Origin of the sequence: Paractinoplanes lichenicola (assembly GCF_016785085.1) — a bacterium.
Taxonomy (GTDB): Bacteria; Actinomycetota; Actinomycetes; order Mycobacteriales; family Micromonosporaceae; genus Actinoplanes; species Actinoplanes lichenicola.
In genome coordinates, this window is sequence record NZ_JAENHO010000008.1 from 34,369 (window position 1) to 53,836 (window position 19,468).

Below are 19,468 nucleotides of genomic sequence, written 5' to 3' on the forward strand. Positions count from 1 at the left end.
ATGGCCTTCGACCACGTCGCCTACATGAGCCAGGTCATCAACCCGCTCCGCGACCACCCGGGCGGCGTGCCCGCGAACGACCTCGCCGGTCAGTACGCGGTCACGCCGGACATGACCGCGGGCGAGCTGCGGACCCGGCTCAGGGAGGTGCGCAGCCTCTGGCAACGCCGGCAGGGCGGGGTCGGCGCCGCGGCCAACGTCTGCGCCCAGCTGATCGGGCGCGACGAGCGGCTGCGGGCCGAGCACGGCGACGCCATGTACGACCCCGGGTGGTGGACCCGGCAGGCGCGGGCGCACGAGGACGCGGTGCACGCCGAGTCGCGCCGCTTCGCCGAGGTGCTGCGCAACGCGTACGGGGCGGTCGGCCGGATCACCGCCGAGCAGCTGGCCGCCATCGCCACCCAGTGGCCGTCGCTCAGCAAGCTCGGCGCCGACGAGGCCGTCCGCCTGGCCGGGCTGCGGCTGGTCGAGCCGATCGAGCTGCCGGCCGCCAGCGGGCTGCCCGGCAGCGCGTACCGGCGGCTGCTCGACCTGCAACGGCAGCTCGACGTGCCGACCGTGGTGCAGCTGATCCGGCCCGAGCTGACCGGCGACAGCTTCGCGCTGCTGGGCCGCGACGCGGTCGACCTCGGCCTGGAGACGCTGGCCCGGCGCCGGCAGGAGATGGAACGGGCGGCCGACTCGCACGAGCTGCGCGCGGGCAAGGAGGCCCTCGGACTGCTCGACACGGCCGCGCGCAACGGCGTCGACCTGCGTACGGTGGCGCTGTTCCAGCTCGTCGAGCGGCTGCAGGACCTGCGCGCCCGCAACCTGGCCGACGCGTTGCTGATCGAGTCGGCCACCGGCGCCGGGCTGCTCCTGCCCGACGCGCAGACGGTGGTCAGCAACCTGCCCGCGCCGACCGTCACCGGGCCCGCCGACCGGGTGCGCGAGCTGCTCGCGGAGGGCCAGTTGCGGGCCGCCGCCCAGGCCGTGGCCCAGGTGCCCGAGACCGACCCGGCGCACGCGGAGCTGCGGCAGACCGTCGGCGGCCTGACCGACCGGGTCGACGAGCTGCGCCGCGACGCCGAGCAGGCGATCCGCGACGGCCACGAGGAGGAGGCGGCGCAGCGGCTGCGGGACGCGCTGCGGATCGCCGACGACGACGAGGACCTGCGCCGCCGGGCCGAGGCGCTGCCCCCGCCGCCCGTACGGGAGCTGGTCGCCCGCGTGACCGAGCAGGGCGTACGGCTGGGCTGGTCGGCGCCGCACACCGCCGTCCCGGAGCTGTTGCGCTATCGGGTCGTCCGGTCCGACCGGGCCCCGCGCACGGCCGCCGACGGCGACGTCGTGGTGGCCGGCCTCAGCACGCCGGAGGCCGTCGACAAGGACCCGGCGCCCGCCCGCGACCTGCACTACGGCGTCTTCGCCAGCACCGGCGGCGACTGGTCACGCGCGGCCGTCACCGTGGAACGGGTGCTGCCGCCGGTCACCGCGGTGCAGGTCCGCACCCAGCACGACGAGATCGTCTGCTCCTGGCGGGTGCATCCGGCGGCCGAGACCGTACGGGTGCGGCGCACCACCGGCCGCCCGCCCACCGGCCCGGACGACGGCACGCCGATCGCCTGCACCCGGGCCGGGCTGACCGACGACGCGGGGGACGCCGACGTCTTCTACGGCATCGTCGCCGTCTATCGCGACGCCGCCGGGGCCGAGGCGTTCGCCCGGACGGTCGTGGCCCGGGCCACCACCGGGCAGGCGGCGCCGCCGTTCGTCAGCCGCATCCGGGTGCACGCCGTCGCGGTCGACGCCAGCACCGCCACCGCCAACGTCACCTGGGCCGCCCCGGCCGCGGGCACGGTCTCGGTGCGCCGGTCCGACGCGCCGCCGGCCTGGCCCGCGGGCGCCACCGTCAGCCGGGGCGACGTCGAGGCGTACGGGGAACCGCTGATCGGCGACCGCCTGGTGCAGGGGCCGGAGGTGCAGCTCGAGGCGACCGTGCCGAGCGGGCGGCACTACTACACCGCCTTCACGCTGCACCCCACGGCCGACACCGCGATCGTCGGCGAACCCGTGGCCGTGGCCGTGATCGAACCGGTGACCCGGCTGCTCGCGCGGCGCAACGGCGGCGAGGTGACCGTGTCGTGGGTGTGGCCGCCGTCGGTCAACCTGGCCGAGGTCACCTTCACCCCGGCCGGCGCGGCCACCCCCAGCGCCCGCGAGCTGGTCAGCCGCGGCCAGTTCACGGCCAAGGGCTGCCACCTGCCGATCGGCCACACCGGCGGGCGGGTCGCCGTGCAGAGCGTGGTCCGCGGGATGGGCGGGGAGTCGAAGTCGTCGGCCGTGACCGCGCCGGTGGACGGGACCGCGGCCACGGTGAGCTGGCAGGTCGTGAAGGCCGGGGGGTTCCTGAGCCGCCGCCGCGAGCTGCGCCTGACCACCGACACCCGCTGCGAGGGCGTGGAGGTGCGCCTGGTCGCGGGCCCCGGCGACGTCCTCCCGGTGCGGGCCGAGCAGGGCATTCCCGTCGCGCATCTGGCCGGCCTGGAACTCGACCCGGACGTGCCCGAGGCGGTGCCGTTCACCATGCCCGCGAAGGTGCGCTGGCTGCGCTGTTTCGTCACCCGGCCGGCCGGCGTCCGCGTCAACGACCCCCCGATCGACGAGATGAAGGTGTCCTAGATGGCAACTCTCGCCTGCCCGTACTGCTACGCGCGGATCAACCTGCGGGAGCCGTGGTTCCGCTGCACCGGGCGCAAACCGCCGGGCAAGGAGGCCTGCAAGCGCAGTCAGGACGAGGCGCAGGTCCGCGAGCTCAACAACATGGAGCTCGTCCTGCCGTCGTTCGAGGCGACGTCCCGCGGCTTCCGCTCGATCAACGAGGCCACCTGCCCGGACTGCGGCGTGGTGTCCGGGGTCAAGGTCTGCTCGAACTGCCACAGCCGGCTGCCGGCCACCTTCGGCGAGGGCAAGAGCCCGCTGATCGCCATGGCCGGCGCCAAGCACACCGGCAAGACCGTCTTCCTGCGGGTGCTGGCCAACCAGTTGCGTCAGGGCATGGGCCAGCGCTTCGGGGCCGACGTGCGGCTCACCGGCGACGTGTCGTTCAAGACGGAGGACGAGGGCGGCCACGGCTTCGGGGACCCGTCGGCCGACCTGTTCCCGACCGGCAAGCTGCTCGCGCACACGGCGGCCGCGAAGGGGGGCCGGCGTGAGCCGATGGTCTTCGCCTGGCGGCAGAAGCGCCGGCTGACCGGATACGACACCACGTTCCTGTCCTTCTTCGACACCGCGGGCGAGGACCTGAACAAGCAGGACACCGTGGACAACCTGGGCTACCTGGCCGCCGCCGACGCGCTCATCCTGGTGCTCGACCCGTTCATGATCCCGCAGGCCCGGGACAGGTTGTCGCTGCCGCCCGAGGCGCTCATCAAGGGCACCTCCACGCTCGACGTCGTCAACCGGGTGACCGAGAACCTGCGCACCAGCCACCGGATCGGCGGCCGCAAGAACATCGCGATCCCGGTCGCGGTCGCGTTCGCCAAGATCGACGCCTTCTTCGACGTGCTCGGCGAGGACCATCCGCTGGTCCGCCGCCCGCAGCCCGGCCCGTTCTACGACGACGACAGCGGCCGGGCCACCCACGAGCACGTGAAGGGCCTGCTGCACGACTGGGGCGCGTCCGACATCGACACGCATCTCAAGCACAACTACACGACGTTCCGCTACTTCGCCATCTCCGCGCTCGGCGCCGAGCCCGACTACCGGGCCAACCGCGTCGACGACCGCGGGGTCCACCCGTTCCGGGTCGACGAGCCGCTGCTCTGGCTGCTCAGCCGGTTCAACGTGGTGCCGCGCAGCCGGGCGGCACGATGACGGCGCGCTTCGAGACGCTGATCTACACCGACTGCCGGCCCGGTCAGGGGCTCGACGGCAGTCCGGGGCTGCAGTTCCAGGCGCGGTCCGCCGAGAGCGTGCTGTCCGCGAAGCGGGTCGTGCAGGACAACCTGCTCTATCAGCCGTACTCCGCGTGGATGTCGGAGCTGCGCCCGGTCGAGGACTACCCGCCCTCGTTCGGGCACGTGGCCGAGGCCGGGTTCTTCGCCACCGGCGCGGGCCGCTATCTGGGCCACGAGGCGAACGGCACCCGCCAGGGCAACCAGCTCACCCACGCGATCGTCACCACGGACACCGACGCCTACCGCGGCCTGCGTCCGGCCCAGCTGTTCGGGGCCGACTTCTGGACCGGCCGCCCGGCCCCCACGACGACGTCCGAGCCGGTCGAGCTGGGTCACACCACGGCGGTGCACACCCCGGCCCGCGCTCGCGATTTCGTCCTCGCCCAACCCCAGGGCGAACACCTTCTGCGTACGCTCGTGGCCGCCCTCGCCGGGGCCGGCCGCCCCGGGCAGCCGCGCGTGCTGTTCGTCGGCGCCGACGTGCCGGTCATCGTGAACTGGCTGGTCGCCGGGTCGCTGCTGCTGCCCCGGAAACGGGCGTTCGAGCTCGGCTTCAAGATCTTCGCGGTCGACCCGGCCCGGTCCACCCTGCCCGTGCTGGCCGTGCACCCGGATTTCGCGGGCGCCGCCGGCCGGATCGACAACCAGCTCGGGTACGCCGTCTTCGACCTGACCCGCAACGAGTGCACGCCGGTCCCGTTCACCTGGGCCGCGCAGCACTGGGTCGACCTGTTCCTGGCCGAGGACCCCCGCGACGTGGTCGACGCGCTCGACGTGGCCGCGGACTCCACGCTGGCCGAGCGGGGCGACGACGGTCCGCGCGCGCAGCGGCTGGCCATGGCGCTCGGCACCGCCGCCATCATGCGCCGGGAGCCCGAGGTCGACTTCGCCGAGGAGATCGTGGACTGGCTGCGTACCGGGCCGCCGCACCTGCGCGACGCGTACGCCTTCGACGTCGCCGACCTCTTCGCCGACATGCCGGAGCGCTGGCCCCGCCGGGTGCTGGTGCGGCTGGACGCGGTCGGCTGCGACGGGCTGCTGCCGGGCAAGGCCGCCGACGTGCGGACGGCGCTGGCGATCAACGAGATCACCGCCGCTCGCGAGCAGGGCCGGAGTTTCGATGAGCCGGTGGGCCGGCTGCCGGACGGCGAGTGGACCGAGGACCACGCCGCCGACCTGTTCCGCTCGCTGGTCGAGGAGCTCACGGCCGGCGTGCCCCCGAAGTCCTTCGCGGCGCTGCTGCGAGTGGCGAAGCGGTTCGGGGCCGCCGTCCACCCGGATCACCTGGGCGACGAGGGCGCGGCCTTCGTCCGGCACTGGGCCGACCACCCGGGCGACTATCAGCCCGCCGCCTGGCCCGAGTTCCACGCGCAGGTGGCCCGCGTCACCACCGAGCTGACCCGGCGGGTCCGGCAGGGCCCCGAGCAGGCGGCGATCGTGGGGGACGGGTGGCGCAAGTGGTTGCTGCCCCGGCTGGACGAGCTCGATCCCGACCTGCGGGCCGCGGTGCTGGGTGCGACCGTCCGGCACGGCGACGGCCGGTGGGAGGTCGTCGAGAGTCAGTTGTCCGAGGCGAAGGGCGACCCGTTCCGCTTCGCGGCCACGACCGCCGCCCTGTGGAGCCAGAGCAGTCCCACCCGGGCGGAACTCGAACTGGTGGCGACCGTCGCGCCGGACGGGATCACCTTGCCGGCCCGCCTCTGGCAGCCACTGGTCGCCGATGTGACCGGCACGAGCCCGCTGGCGCCCGACGATCTGAAGTTGTGCCGGTTGCTGCTGACCCGGCTGCTGATGCCGCTCAACCGGCGGGTGGAGACGTTGCTGGCCGCCGACGACGAGCTGACGACGGCGCTGACCGGCATCGGTGGCTCGTCCGCGGCGTCGGAGGAGCAGACCGCCGCGCTGCTCGCCTGCCTGCGGCGTACCCCGACCCGGCTGATCGCCATGCGCGCCGGGGCGGCCGCGGCCGCCCTCGTCCGGGTCTCCGACTACGACGACGTGGAACGCATGCTCACGCGGCACTCCGAGCTGCTCGACCCGTATCTGCGCCGGCTCGGTGAGCGGTTGCGGGCCGGTGTGGGGGTCAGCTGCGCGGTGGCCGCCTGCTTCCTGGGCGGGGCCTGGCTGGCCGAGGACCCGGCCCGGCAGGAGCCGCTCCTCGAGGCCTGGGACGAGTGGCTGGTCCGCGCCCCCGAGCGCAACGTCGAGCTGGCCGGCCAACGGGTCGCCAAGTCGAGCAAGGATTGGCGGGAGTTCTGGAAGGCGCGGGTCGGCTCGGTGTCCGGGCGGCGCCGGCGCTATCGGCTCGCGCACCCCTTCGGCGGTGGACGGTGAGCGGCCGCGGCCCCGGCTGGTGGATCGGCACCGCGATCTATCTGACCGTCTGCCTGGCCTGCGTCGTCTTCGTCTCGGTGCCGCTGCTGCTGCTCAGCCTGGGCGTGGGCCTGGTCGCCGGGGCGCTGACCGTGGTGGCGCTGGCGGGCGTCGTGCTGGCCGGCGGCGAGGGCACGGCGGTGCTGCACACCCCGGCCGAGGTCCGCGAGAGCCGCCTGCTGCCCACCCGGGTCCGGGAGGCCTTCGTCCGCCGGGACCGGGCCTGGCCGCAATATTTCGCGGCCCAGTCCCGGCTCGACATCCAGGCGATCGTGGACCGGGCCCGGCTGGCGCACGACCGGATGTGGGCCGGCCCGCTGCCCTGGCTGCGCGAGAAGCAACTGCTGGCGTGGTGGCCGCTCATCATCCCGCTGGCGGGCGGGCAGGGCGCCGTCACGGCCGGCGGCGCGCTGGCGGTGGCGGCCACGACGGTGGTGCTGGCGCTGGTGACGGGGGCGGCCTGGCTGGTCGGGCTGCCCGTGGTCTATCTGCTGCGCGGCGCCGACGCGGCCTGGCAGCGGGTTCGCGGCGCCCGGGCCAGCTGCGCGAAGTGCTTCGAGCTGACCGCCGTCCCGGCCTATCGCTGCCGCGGCCCGCACGAGCTCGACGACCGGCTGTCGGGCGACGACCTGCACCGCGACATCCGCCCCGGGCTGCTGGGCGTCTGGTGGCGGCGCTGCGCCTGCGGCACCAAGCTGCCCACGATGGTGTTGCGGGCCGCCTTCAGCCGCCGCCTGCAGCCCTGCTGCCCCAGCTGCGGCGAGCCGCTGTTCCGGGGGGCCGGGGTGGTCACCGACGTCCGGATCCCGGTGTTCGGCGCGGCCTCGGCCGGCAAGACTCAGCTGATCATGGCCGCGCTGGTCGGCCTGGAACGGGCCGCGGCGACCGGTGGCGCCGGGTGGCAGCTGCTCGACGAGCGCAGCAAGCGGACCTTCGCCGAATACACCGACCTGGTGCTCCGCGGCGCGGACCCGGCGCAGACCGACGCCTCGGGCCCGCCCGTCGCCCTCACCGTGCGCCTCGACAAGGGCTCCCGGCCCGCCCTGGTGCACGTGTTCGACGCCGCCGGCGAGAGCCTGCTCGACCCCGAGCAGAACTCCCGGCTGTCCTACCTCGACTACGCCCGCTCGCTGATCTTCGTGATGGACCCGTTCTCGGTCCGGCGGATCGCCGACGAGTTCAGCAGCGTCGCGCCCGACGTGTACGCCGCGGCCAACCCGGCCCGGCACGACCCCGAGCGCTCGTACAACGCCACCGTGACCCGGCTGCGCGACTTCGGCGTGCGCACCGACCGGCAGCGGCTGGCCTTCGTCGTCACCAAGGCCGACCTGCTGGACAAGCTCGGGGCTGGGCCGCACGGCGGCGACCTGCGGGACTGGCTGGCCGCGATCGGCCTCGGCAACCTGCTGCTGGCCGTCGAGCGCGACTTCGGCGAGGTCGAGTTCTTCCTGGTCTGCGGGCGTGACCCGGGGCCGGACGCCGCGCCCGCGCCGCTGCGCTGGGTGCTGTCGAAGGAGTGGATGAGCCTTGACTGATCCCGGACCCATGCCGCCCGCCCACCGGGCCTTCCGGGTCGCGGCGCTGCTGGTCGTCGTCGCGGTGACCCTGTTCGCCGGCTTCTCGGGCAGCGCGGCCGCCGCGGTGCGCTGGGCCGGCCACGGCGTCGGGCAGGTCACCGCGTATCTGTGGCAGCCCTTGCTGCACGGCGGGGGCTGGGCCGGGCCCCTCCAGCCGGCGCCCAGCCCGTCGCCGTCGGTCAAGCCCAAGCCCAAGCCGAAGAAGACGGCCAAGCCCAAGCCGAAGAAGAGCCCGACCAAGAAGTCCTAGCGCACCTCGGTGCGGCCACCCGCGATCGAGACGTGCGCGGCGGTCGTGCCGTCGTGGGCGAACAGGTGGTCGACCAGGGGCTCGCGGACGATCTCCTCGAGCAGGGCGTGGATCCGGCGTACGCCCAGGCGCAGTTCCTCCGGACGCCGCATCAGGACCTGCACCCGGTCGAGGACTGACGGCTCGTCGACGGTCAGCCGCAGGCCCCGGCGCTCGGCGCTGGCCACCAACTGACCCAGCAGCTTGCGGGCGATCCGGCCCACGTGCTCGGGCCGCAGAATGTCGAAGACGGTGATGCCGCCGCCCAGCCGGCCCAGCAGCTCGGGCCGCCCCAGCGTCTTGGTGAAGTGCTCGCGCACCGCCAGCTCGAAGTGTGCGGCGACCTTGTCGTAGTCCGGCAGCTCGTCGCCGGAGAGCCAGCCGTACGTCTCGGCCGCGCCCAGGTTCGAGGTGAAGATGATGATCGTCTCGGAGAAGTAGGCGGTGTTGCCGAGCGCGTCGGTCAGCCGCCCGTCGTCGAGCACCTGCAGGAACTTGTCGAACACGGACGGGTGCGCCTTCTCGATCTCGTCGAACAGCAGCACGCTGAACGGGCGCTGGGTGACCCGGTTGGTCAGCTCGCCGCCGCGTTCGTGGCCGACGTAACCGGGCGGCGCGCCGGTCAGCCGTTCCGCGGCGTGCGCCTCGGCGAAGGTGGACATGTCGAAGCGGGCCATCGCGGTCGCGTCGTCGAAGACGAACTCGCTCAGGCTGCGGGCCAGCTCGGTCTTGCCGACGCCGGTCGGGCCGACGAACAGGAAGATGCCCTTGGGGCGGGACTCGGCGCTGTCCGGGTCGGCCACGAAGTCGATGCCGACGGTGGCCGCGCGCAGGGCCCGGCGGACCTTGCCGACGGCGACCGGCTGCCCGATCAGCCGCGCGCCGATCAGCGTGTCGTAGTCGTCCATCCGCCCGCGGATCTGCTGCCACGGGTCCTGCCGCGGGCCGAACAGGGTCCGCTTCATCAGCGTACGGGGCTGGGACAGCGGGATCCGGTGCAGCTTGCTCATCCGGGCCAGGCCGTCGAGCTCGGTGACGGCCATGCCGGCGCTCAGGTTGGCCAGCACCCGCAGGTCGTCCAGCCCGGCCGGCTTGTCCCGGACGCCGTAGAAGGTGGTGGCCTGCCGGTCGAGATAGACCAGCCGTTCGTCGAAGGTGGGCCGCGCGGCCTCGACCAGCTGCACGTACGACCTGTCCCGATAGAGCCAGGCCGGCAGCGTGCCCAGGTCGTCGGCGATCAGCACGAGCAGGTTGCGCAGGCCGGCCGTCTGGGCCGCCTCGATCATGGTCTTGGCCACCGTGCCGAGCAGCCGCTTGTCGGTGTCGCCGGCCCGTTCCGGCGCGGGCAGGGCCAGGTCGGCCAGGTCGACCAGGAAGGCGGCCGGGATCGAGCCCTGCCGCAGCACCGTGCGCATCGCCGCCATCGCGTCGTACGGGGTGGTCAGCACCGGCGGCGCCGAGTTGTCCAGGGCGGAGGCCATCCGGTCGCGCGCGGCGCCGGCCCGCCCGGGTCCCGCGCTGCCGCGTACGGGGTCCGGCGCCGGCCCGGCGGTCAGCCGGTGGAACTCGCGCTCCTGCTCGGGCTCGGCGAAGCTCAGGCCGTCGACGAGGTCGTAGTAGCCGACGATCTGATAGCCGAACGTCGCGAACAGCTCGGTCACGGCCAGCCGCACCGGCCGGAACGAGCGGTCCCAGCGCACCAGGTCACGCACGTTGCCGTGCAGGATGACGTGCCGGCCCCGGGCGATCTCGGCGGTCAGCCGCTCCAGCCAGGCGGCCGCGGGCCGGGCGGTGGGCGCGCTCATCCTTGCTTCCGGATGCCGGCCGCGGTGTTGCCGATCGCTTCCTGGTCGGGCCGGGGCCCCTCCGGCTTGCCCTCCCAATGCAGCCCGTCGGTGCGGACGCCCTGATGCCCGAGCTCGGTGTGCAGCCGTTCGAGGATCTCCTCGGTCAGGTCGCAGCGCGCGACCGTGCCCTCGGCCGTCTGCTCCACGACCATGTCGGCGCCCTCGCTGCGATACTCCAGCCGGCTGCCCCGGCCGTCGCCGGCGCGCACGGTCAGCTCGATGTCGGTGCCGTCGGTGCGCCGGGCCCGGAAGGTCATCGCGTCGTCCCGCTCGACCAGGCTGCCCGCCACGACCCGCAGCCCGGCCTGGGGCAGCGCCGCCCCGGCGGCCTCCACGATGATCGCCATCCGCTCGAGCTGATCGAGCCGGGCCTCGACGGCCGCGGTGACGTCGGCGGTGCGCCGGCGGGCCTCGTCGAGCAGATGCTCCCACCGCCGCGGCCGCACCTCGTCGTGCTCGGCCTTCAGGTCGGCCAGCACCCGGTGCGCCGCCTCGGCGTCGGGCAGGTCGACGGCCGCCTCGCCCGCCTCGGCCAGGGCCGCGGTGAGCCGCAGCTCGGCCTCGGCCGACTCGCCGGCCAGCCGGCGCAGCAGGGCCCGCTGGTCGGCCACCCGCTCCAGGTGCTCGGCGGCCGCGATCCCGAGCCGGTCGTGCGCGGGCGCGAACCCGGGCCCGCCGAGCTGCGCGCGGGCCTCGGCGGTCAGGCCGGCCACCCGCTCGGCGCCGGCCGGGTCGAGCCGGGCCCGGTCGGTCTCGCCGTCGAGCCGGGCCTCGGTCAGCCCCAGCGCCGCGTCGTGCTCCCGCGTGGTCATCTCGGCCGCCACCGTGCCCCGCAGCCGCTCCGAGCCGCGTTCGGCCTCGAGCGCCCGGTCGTTCCACGCGGTCAGCCCGGCCTCGTCGGTGATCCCGCCGATCCCGGCCGCGATCCTGGCGGTCAGGTCCCGCTGCCGCTCGGCCTCCGGCTGCTGGGGCAGGCCGGTCGCGACCCGGGCCAGGTCGGCCGACCGGGCGGTCAAGGCCTCGGCCCGCTCGCGGGCGGCGCGCAGACCGGCCTCGAACCGCTGCCGCCGGGCGATCTCCTCGTGCCGGCGGCGCTCGGCCTCGCGGGCCAGCCGGGCCGCCTCGAACTGAGCCTGACGCTCGTGCTCGAAGACGACGGTCGTGTATTTCGGGCTGCTCGACATCACAGGTCCTCTCGGAAGGGGTCGCGGCCGCCGCCCGCCGCCATCGAGCACCACGGGCAGCCCGCCCGCTCGACGGCATGAACGTGCCGGGCCGATCGCTCGCAAGTGGTCAGGCGGCGGCGGGAGTACGCCAGCCCGGCCGCCCAGGCCGACGCGTCGGGGCGCGCCTCGGGCCGGTCGTAGCCGTCGTCCAGTGCCTCGGCCAGGCGGCGCCGCAGCACCGGGGGCAGGACGTCGGCCGGGACGGCCCCGCGCGGCGCCCGCACCCGCGCGCCGAGCGGGCGGCAGCGGCGGGCCCGCACGTTGTCGACCTCCTCGACCGGGCCGCTCGCGTCGAACGGCACCCCGCCGTACGGGTGGAAACCCAGCGACAGCAGCTGGGCCACCAGCACCGCCAGGGCCCAGCGGTCGCTCGCGGGGTCGCGCGGACGGGCCGGCTTGCCCAGCTCCTCGGGCGCGGTGTATTCCGGCCGCGAGAAGGCGCACAGCAGGTCGGTGCCGGTCGTCTCGTCGCGCAGCTGCCAGCCGTCGACGTCGATCAGGCAGGCCGTGCCCGCGGCCGACACGAAGATGTTGGCCGGGGCCAGATCGCCGATCACGTGGTCGCGCTGATGCGCGGCGTGCACCGTCCGGGCCAGGTCCTCGGCCACCTCCAGCCACCACGTCCAGGTCGCGGCGGGCAGCAGGCGGGCCCGGACGGCCGGGTTGAACAGCAGCGGCAGCGGCACGAACCGGGGCGGGGCGAGCTTCGGCGCGGCGTAGCCGATCAGCCGGCCGTCGTCGCTCCGGTGCACGGCCGCGTCGGGCCAGGCGACCACGGGCCGGCCGGCCCGGGTGACCCAGCCGGGGCGGTCGCGCAGCATCAGGCGTACGCGGTCGGACAGGTCCCCGGCATGGTGAACGATCTTGGCGATGCGCCCGGGGTCGCCCTCGAGCTGCCGCACCTCGCCCTGCGAGCCGACCGACCCGACGGGATCGCCGAGCCGGTCCGGCGTACGGGTGCCGTCACCCCGGACGATCCAGACGTCACGATTCACCGGGCACCGCGCTTTCGCCCGCCGAGGACACCGCCAGGATCAGCGTGCGGTCGTCGTCGGTGAGCCCGGCGACCTGCCGTCCGGCCAGCAGCCGATCCAGCGCCGCCGGGTCGTCGTCGCCGGTCAGGGCGAACAACCGGCCGAACGCGGCCCCCGCCCGTACGGGCCGGGACCGGTCGTACTCGATCAGCATGCTCTCCAGCCCGTCCGTGCCGATGGCCAGCCCGCTCAGGCCCGGCAGGTTCGCAACCAGCCGGCGGCCGCCGTCACGCGGGGACGGCAGCAGCTCGGTGCGGCCCGGCTCCCGTCCGGTGGCGTCGGGCGGGGCCAGCAGCAGGTCGAGCTCGCCGCCGCGGTCGCGGGCGACCACGAAGCCGTCGCCCACCGCGAACACCGCCACCCACGCCCCGTGCGCCAGCACCACCGTGACCGTCGTGGCCAGGTCGGCCTTGGCGCGGCTCAGCGCGGCCGCGGCCTGGTCGAAGCGGCGGATCAGCCGATCGCCGCCGGTCGTGATCAGCGTCGTCCACCCGTGGGCGTGCCGCGGCGGCCCGGCCCGGAGCAGCTCGGCGAAGACTTGCACGGCCAGCCCCACGACGAGCGTCGCGCCCACGGCCCCGCAGGCGGCACTGCTCGCGCCGTCCGCGACCGCCACGAGCAGAGTGCCGTTCGTTTCCCGTACGGCGTGGGCGTCCTGGCTGCCCGCCGCGGCCCGCGCGTGCGCCCCGCCCGTCGCGCTGCCGGCCAACACGGTCCAGCGGCCGATCATCAGAACCCGTCCTCGAACTTGTCGGCCACCCGTCGATAGCCGACGTGCTCGGCCGTGGCCACCAGGGCCAGGTCGAGCACCCGCTTGAGGTCCAGATCCTGCAGCCGGAAGTAGCCCTCCTCGCCGGCCAGCTCGCGCATGACGTCGTCCTTCACGCCGGGCACCCCGAACGCGAACAGCATCAGCCGGCCCGTCTCGCGGGACTGCTGGAGCCGCACGGCCAGCCGCCGCCACTCGTCGGTCGGGTTGCCCTCGAAGTCGGTCGGCTCCCCGTCGGTGATCAGGATCAGCCGCGGCCCGCCGCACTGCTGGCCGTGCACCTCCTGCACGTGCCGGCGCCGCTGCTCGACCAGGTCGAGGGCGAGGTCGACGGCCTCGACCATCGGGGTGGCGCCGCCGGCCTCCAGCGGCCCCAGGGTGAGCCGGGCGGCCGGCACGAACGCGCCGTCGTCCCGGGCCGAGGGCTTCCGGTTGCCCGAGGCGACCGCCACGCCCCCGGCCCCGAAGGTGATCACCACGAACTCGACGTCGCGCAGCTGCCCGCGCCCCTCGGCCCGCACCTTGGGCAGCCACTCGGCCAGGTGCAGGTTGAGCGCGTCGATCGCCGCCATGCCCCCGGTCTGGGCAAGCGCCATCGACCGCGACGTATCGATCAGCAACCCGACGAACCGCCGCCGATGAGTATCGATGACGAAGTCGAACTCATCCGGCTCCTCGTCATCGCCGAAGATCTCCTCGAACTGCACACACTTATCTGACGGACAGCCCCGCGCCGACGGTCCGTCAGACAAAAGTGTGGCGAATGAGGATCCGCGGCTCCCCGGCGAACGAACGGCCACCGCAGCCGCGCTTCGGGCCCAGGCACTGCTCGATGCGGGGATGCAAGGCAGTCTCGGATTCAACGTGCGGGCGGCAGTGCATGAGATCGAGGGTCTCGCCGCGATCGTGGCCGGCATGCACCCGCAACAGGAGAAGGTGGAGAGCGCCCGCGTCTGGCTGACCCTGCTGCGTGCTTCCACTGAGGGCAGTGCCGACGACGTGCTGCGGCTTCCCGGCCGTATTTCCGAGTTCGCGGCCGCGCTCGAGGCCGGCCGGTCCGATGGCACTCCGGAGCGCCGGAGCGGGGCGATCGCCATCGCCGCGATAGCCGGTGCGTACGCAGCCGCGATGCGCGGCGACCACGCTGCGGTGGCCGCCGAGACGCGCGACGCCCGCGAAATCATCGGCAGGCTTCCGGCGAGTCACCCCGCTCACAGCGTGACGGCCGGCCTCCTCGAGCGCTTCGAGTCGCTGATCGACATGATCGACTCGTCGAGCGGCCGGACTCCGTCGGTGACGGCTGACACGCACCTGGAGAGGCTGCGCGTTCAGGCCGCGGCGCCGGGACTTCCGGCGGCCGACCGCGCCGCGCGCCTGCACAACCTCGGCTACTCCGAGATGGGATACGGACGCGACTCGGACCGCATGCTCGATTCGGCGGTGGACCACCTGCGCGAGGCGGTCGCACTGGCCGGAGAGCACGACCACCGCCAAGTCTTCTATCTCGGTAACCTGGGGCTCGCCCTGCTGGCCCGGGTCTACTCCCGGCGCAGCCGGGCCGACCGGGGGCGGGCCCTGTCCCGCTGGAGGGAGACCCGGGCCACCCGGCGTGACCTGACCGAGGCGATCCAGATGCTGGAGGAGGCGCGAGCGATCGCCGGCTCGGATCTGAGCGCACACTGGAGCCTGTTCAGCAATCCCCTGGCTCACGCCTACCGCCACGCCGGGCAGCCGGCGCGGGGCCGCGAGGTGGCCCTGGCCGGCTTGCGTGGACACGCATGGAACGTTCTCCTCCAGCCGGATACCGCGAGCACCCAGGTGGCGGCCCGGCACGCGGCCGGCGACGCCGTGGACGTGGCCGTGTGGTGCCTCGAGGACAACGATCCCGCTTCGGCCGTGACAGCCCTCGACGCCGGCCGGGCCCTGATCCTCTACGCCGCTACCGAGACCCGCGACCTGGCGGCGCGGCTGGAGGACGAGGGCCGGGCCGACCTGGCCGAGCGCTGGCGCGCCGCCGCGGCCGGCCAGGCCGAGCCGCCCGGTGAGCTCCGGCGCGAGGTGATCAGCGCGATCGCCCGCATCCCGCTCGACCCGACCGGGACCGCCCGGGTAACCCTCGACGCCGGTTCGGCCCGCCTGCTGTCGCCGCCCGGCCTTGAGGAGCTGCGGGCGGCGCTCACCGCACTCGACACGGACGCCCTCGTCTATCTGACGCCGGTCCCGAACGGCTCCGGCGTGGCGGTGATCGTGCCGGCCGGGGGGCCGCCGACCTGGCTGACTCTTCCCGAGCTGGGCCGCGGGTGGGGAGCGGACTTCGACGCATACCTGACCGCGGCCACCCGGTCGAGCCGGCGGGATCTGGCCGCGTCGGCTCCCACGGGCACGCTGGACGAGCTGTGCGACCGGGCCTGGACCGCGGCGATCGGCCCGATCCTGGCCCAGCTGCCGGACGCGTCCAGGATCGTGCTGATCCCGATGGGGGAGCTGGTCCGGATCCCCTGGCACGCGGCCCGCCGGACGGTCGGCGGCCGGTTGCGCTACGCGATCGAGGACATGACCTTCTCGTACACTCCGTCGGCCCGGCTGCTGTGCGACGTGGCCTGGCGCGGCGCCCCGCCACCGGCCGCCCATTGCCTGATCGTCGCCGATCCGGACACGGCCGGCGCCGCCGCGGACCTGTCGTCGGCCCGGGCCGAGGCGTGGGCCATCCGGGAGGCCTTCTATCCGGCGGCCGGTTACGTCGGCCGGACCCCCGACGGCTCGTCCAGTTCCGACGGTCCGGGTTCCCGGGAGGATGTGCTCGGCTGGCTGGCCGACGGCGGCGCGGCGGGTGCGCTGCTGCATCTGGCGTGTCACGGAGTGGTCGAGCCCGGCACGGACTCCGCGGACACGTCCTACCTGCTGTTGTCGGGCGGCGAGCGGTTGTCGGCCGAGGAGCTGGTGTCGGCGGCCGGGGTGGGCCGTCCCATCGCGCTGGCGGTGCTGGGCGCGTGCAGCAGCGGGGTCTGCGGCCGGGGCGACGACGAGGCGTTCAGCCTGAGCACCACCCTGCTGGCGAGCAACGTGGCCACGGTCGTCGGCACCCAGTGGAGCGTGCCCGACGCGGCCACCTCGGTCCTGATGTTCATGTTCCACCACTTCTTGCGGCAGGAGCGGCTGGCGCCGGCCGAGGCTCTGCGCCGGGCCCAGTTGTGGATGATCAGCTCGAATCGCCGGCCCCCGGCCACCATGCCCCCGTGGCTGCGAGCCCTGATCGTAAGCCCGGGGCCGGCGTCGCCCGGTGAATGGGCGGCCTTCGTCCACTTCGGTCGCTAGGGAGGGTTCGCATGCCGGAAGAAGAGCATCTCGCGCTTCAGCTTCTCGCCCGGAATGCCCGGTGGGCGGCGCTCGCGGTGAGCGCAGTCGAGAGCCGGGATCTGCTCGGTACGGCGTTGGCGGCGCCGGGGGATCTGGCGGCGTTCGTGCCGGCGGCGGTGGCCACGCTCGAGTTCAACGTGATCGCCGAGGGGCTGGCCGATCCTGATTGCACCGAGCTGGCCGCCGAGCGCCTGACCGCGTGCCTCCGAGCCGCGGCGGCGCTGCCCGCTGTCGTGCGCGACGTCGAGGCGATCCGGCAGGTGGTGCGGGATCTGCGGGACGCCGACCGCCGGATCGCGGCCCTGACGTTGCGGCACCGGGCCACCCGGGCCGACAACGTGGGGCGGCCGGGGGAGGGGTGGCGGCTCCGGGAGCAGGCCCTGCCGCAGGCGCCGCCCGGGTCGTACCTGGAAGCGGTTCTGTTGATCGAGCTCAATCGGACGGCCGAGGCGCGCCGGGTGCTCGACCGGCTCGGCCTGCCCGATCCGGTGGTCATGGCCGAGCTGAACATCCGGGCCGGGCGGCCCGATGTCGCCCGTGAGTTCCTGGCCCGGGCGGCGGTGCTGCCACCCGAGCCGACGTGGTCGGAGCTCGGGCGGCGGGCCGAGATCGCGCTCGCGCTGCGGGAGACCGCGACGGCCGACGAGCTGGCCGGACGGGCGATCGCCGCCTTCGAGCGGGTTCCGCCGGCGAACGACTACTACCGCGCGCTGGCCGCCGATCACGTGGCGGTCGCCGGGCTCTACAACGTCGCCGTCCGGGCGCGGTTGGCGCTGGGCGACGTCGGCGGCGCGTTCGAGCTGGCCGATCGGGTGCGCGCGGCGGCCGCCCAGCCCGGCCGGAGCAGGGCGATCCGCGGCGCCGAAGCCCGGATGGGCGCCACCCACGAGCGGCTGGCGAAGGCCGCGCTGCGCGGCGACGAGCCCCGGCCCGCCGATGTGGTCGCCGAGGTGGTGTCGGCCGAGGCCGAGGTGGACCGGGCGGCAGCGGGCCGGCCGGTCGCTCGGCCGGGCGGAGCCGACCTCGAGGAGGTCCGCAGGTCGCTGCCGGACAATGCCGCGCTCCTGTTCTACCAGTCCTTCGACCAGGAGCTGTTCGTCTGGGCGGTCCGTCGCGACGAAGTCGTCCGGCACCACGCGAACACGTCGCGGCGCGATCTGGCCCGGGCGGTGCGCGAGTTGCACTCGGCGTGCGCCGACCCGGCCGTCGCCGGGGATCGTGTCGCGGATCTGGCCGGCCGCTTGGCGGCCGATCTCATCGAGCCGGTGGCGTCGGCGCTGACCGGCGTCGAGCGGCTCTACGTGGCGCCGCCGGGCAATTTGATGCTGCTGCCGTTCGCCGTCCTGCCGCTGAACCGGGTGCCGCTGGGCGAGCTCTTCGTGCTGTCGGTGCTTCCGTCGGCCGCGCTGCTGACCCGCCGCTGGTCCAGCCCCCGAAACGGCACCGCACTGCTGGTCGGCGATCCGCACTACGCCGAGCTGCCCCGCCTGCCCGGCACCGGCGTCGAGGTGCGGGCGATCGCCCGGCGCCTCCCGGGGGCGCTCGTGCTGGACGGCGCCGCCGCGACCAGCGAGGCGTTCACCCGCCACGCCCCCGGCCGGGCCATCATCCACCTGGCCACCCACGGTGCCGTGGACGAGCTGCGACCGTATCTGAGCGAGCTCGCCCTGACCGGTCACGACCGGATCACGCTGCCCGACCTGGCCGCGCTCGACCTGGACGGCAGCCTGCTGGTGCTCTCGGCCTGCCACACCGGCCGGGGCCGGGCCACCGCCGGCGGCGATGTGCTCGGCCTGGCCCGGGCGGCGCTCGCGGCCGGTGTGCGGCACGTGGTCGTGTCGCTGTGGCCGGTCGACGACATCTCGGCCTGCCTGCTGATGACCACGATGTATCGGCGCCTGGCTCATGGTCACGACGTGCCCGCGGCTCTGGCCTGTGCCGCCCGCCGCCTGCGGGCGATGGACGACGGGCAGCGCCGCGCCGCCTACGAACGGCTGGGCGGCGCGTCCGAGCCGGGCCGGGTGCGCGACCTGGGCCCGGCCCGGACGGGCGTCCCGGCCGCGCACTGGGCGTCCTTCATCCATGTTGGGGCGTGACCACGGCCATCACCCGGGCGAGGATCAGGTCGAACCGCTCGGGGTCGTCGATCAGGCTGAGCACCCGCTCCGGGCCGCTCCCGCCCTCGTCGGAGACCCCGCCGAACACGGTGTGCAGCACCTCGAAGACGACGTGATCCGGGTCCTCGCCCCGCCCGAGGCGCAGGACGATGAGCTCGACGGCCCGGCCCGCGAGCCCCCGCAGCTCCGCGTCCTCGCGCTCGTGGGCCGCGACGGCCACCGGCTCCGGCTCGGCGTGGGTGCCGTCGGCGCTGCGCGACGGCGTCCAGACCGGCGCCTCCTTGTGGCCGAGCGGCCGCTCCACGTTCTTCTCGTACCAAGTGGGGCGTTGGCGCATGGCGGCCAGCACGACCTCGACCTCGCGTGCCACCACACCCTCGTCCGCCGTGTGGTCGCCGGTGCGGGCGGCCCTTCGTACGGACCATGAAGTGAGCGGCCAAAGCGAGTAGCCCGCCGTCGACTCGTTGCCGGCCCACTCGGGGATCGCGACCGCCAGCTCCAGGAGCCAGCCGTCGTGGCCGAGTTCGTCGGCCAGCCAGCCCGGCACCCGGGGCCGCTGCGGGGCGCCCCGCTCACCCCGGCGCCGCCGGTAGCCGTCCACCATGGCCGCGTGCAGCCGTGCGGTCAGCCAGGCCTCCAGATTCTCGATGGGCACGACGGCCCGGGTCAGGAGGTGGCGCACGACCGCCTCAAGGTCATCGGTGAACCGGCTCCAGCAGTCGGCGGCCAACCCCTTCAGGCCGGACGCGCACCGGTAGTGGCCGCGCTGCTGCTCCAGCGGCCGGGTCACCCGCCGGAAGAGCAGCGGCGTGATGATCTCGGCGGCGCCCGCCCACAGGTAGCTCCGGCGCTCGGGCTCGGCAATGTCGTATTCTTTCGCGAGGATGCCCTTCGCGGCGAGCCGGCGAATCTCTGCGGACGATCCTGAATCGGCCACGGCA

13 protein-coding genes are annotated in these 19,468 nt (G+C 74.6%); 7 read left to right on the forward strand and 6 right to left on the reverse strand.

Annotation, left to right across the window (positions count from 1 at the left end):
• From JKJ07_RS27375 to JKJ07_RS27395, 5 genes are read left to right on the forward strand one after another with little or no spacing between them, the layout of a single operon-like run.
• A complete protein-coding gene (locus JKJ07_RS27375) occupies positions 1-2,661 on the forward strand; it encodes a hypothetical protein (protein ID WP_202994679.1) in 2,661 nt (886 codons plus the stop codon).
• Positions 2,662-3,855: a hypothetical protein gene (locus JKJ07_RS27380; protein WP_202994680.1), complete on the forward strand. Its 1,194-nt coding sequence runs from the start codon at positions 2,662-2,664 to the stop codon at positions 3,853-3,855.
• Entirely contained in the window at positions 3,852-6,272 is a 2,421-nt protein-coding gene (locus tag JKJ07_RS27385) for a GTPase-associated protein 1-related protein (RefSeq protein WP_202994681.1), read from the forward strand. The genes JKJ07_RS27380 and JKJ07_RS27385 overlap by 4 nt, the downstream gene beginning before the upstream one ends.
• Positions 6,269-7,846: a TRAFAC clade GTPase domain-containing protein gene (locus JKJ07_RS51870; RefSeq protein ID WP_202994682.1), complete on the forward strand. Its 1,578-nt coding sequence runs from the start codon at positions 6,269-6,271 to the stop codon at positions 7,844-7,846. The genes JKJ07_RS27385 and JKJ07_RS51870 overlap by 4 nt, the downstream gene beginning before the upstream one ends.
• On the forward strand, positions 7,839-8,138 hold the full coding sequence (locus JKJ07_RS27395; protein WP_202994683.1) for a hypothetical protein: 300 nt from the start codon (positions 7,839-7,841) through the stop codon (positions 8,136-8,138). The genes JKJ07_RS51870 and JKJ07_RS27395 overlap by 8 nt, the downstream gene beginning before the upstream one ends.
• Here the strand turns inward: JKJ07_RS27395 and JKJ07_RS52455 are convergent.
• From JKJ07_RS52455 to JKJ07_RS27420, 5 genes are read right to left on the reverse strand one after another with little or no spacing between them, the layout of a single operon-like run.
• Positions 8,135-9,982 carry an AAA family ATPase gene (locus JKJ07_RS52455; protein WP_202994684.1) on the reverse strand — a complete coding sequence of 616 codons (1,848 nt, stop codon included), beginning with the start codon at positions 9,980-9,982 and terminating at the stop codon, positions 8,135-8,137. The two genes, JKJ07_RS27395 and JKJ07_RS52455, sit on opposite strands and share 4 nt — an antisense overlap.
• A complete protein-coding gene (locus tag JKJ07_RS27405) occupies positions 9,979-11,208 on the reverse strand; it encodes a hypothetical protein (protein ID WP_202994685.1) in 1,230 nt (409 codons plus the stop codon). The genes JKJ07_RS52455 and JKJ07_RS27405 overlap by 4 nt, the downstream gene beginning before the upstream one ends.
• Positions 11,208-12,245 (reverse strand): hypothetical protein, encoded by a 1,038-nt coding sequence (locus tag JKJ07_RS27410; protein ID WP_202994686.1) that lies wholly within the window; start codon positions 12,243-12,245, stop codon positions 11,208-11,210. Before JKJ07_RS27410 ends, JKJ07_RS27405 begins: the two co-directional genes overlap by 1 nt.
• The gene (locus JKJ07_RS27415; protein ID WP_202994687.1) at positions 12,235-13,014 is read right to left on the reverse strand and encodes a protein phosphatase 2C domain-containing protein; all 780 of its coding nucleotides are present in this window, start codon (positions 13,012-13,014) and stop codon (positions 12,235-12,237) included. The genes JKJ07_RS27410 and JKJ07_RS27415 overlap by 11 nt, the downstream gene beginning before the upstream one ends.
• Positions 13,014-13,760: a vWA domain-containing protein gene (locus JKJ07_RS27420; protein ID WP_202994688.1), complete on the reverse strand. Its 747-nt coding sequence runs from the start codon at positions 13,758-13,760 to the stop codon at positions 13,014-13,016. Before JKJ07_RS27420 ends, JKJ07_RS27415 begins: the two co-directional genes overlap by 1 nt.
• Positions 13,761-13,929: 169 nt before the next feature.
• Here JKJ07_RS27420 and JKJ07_RS27425 point away from each other — a divergent pair, with 169 nt between their 5' ends.
• A complete protein-coding gene (locus JKJ07_RS27425; protein WP_202994689.1) occupies positions 13,930-16,368 on the forward strand; it encodes a CHAT domain-containing protein in 2,439 nt (812 codons plus the stop codon).
• A gap of 11 nt (positions 16,369-16,379) precedes the next feature.
• Complete coding sequence (locus tag JKJ07_RS51250) at positions 16,380-18,506, forward strand: CHAT domain-containing protein (protein ID WP_202994690.1); 2,127 nt, start codon at positions 16,380-16,382, stop codon at positions 18,504-18,506.
• On the opposite strand, the gene JKJ07_RS27435 is transcribed toward JKJ07_RS51250, so the two are convergent.
• Complete coding sequence (locus JKJ07_RS27435; RefSeq protein WP_202994691.1) at positions 18,487-19,464, reverse strand: hypothetical protein; 978 nt, start codon at positions 19,462-19,464, stop codon at positions 18,487-18,489. The two genes, JKJ07_RS51250 and JKJ07_RS27435, sit on opposite strands and share 20 nt — an antisense overlap.
• Positions 19,465-19,468 lie beyond the last annotated feature (4 nt).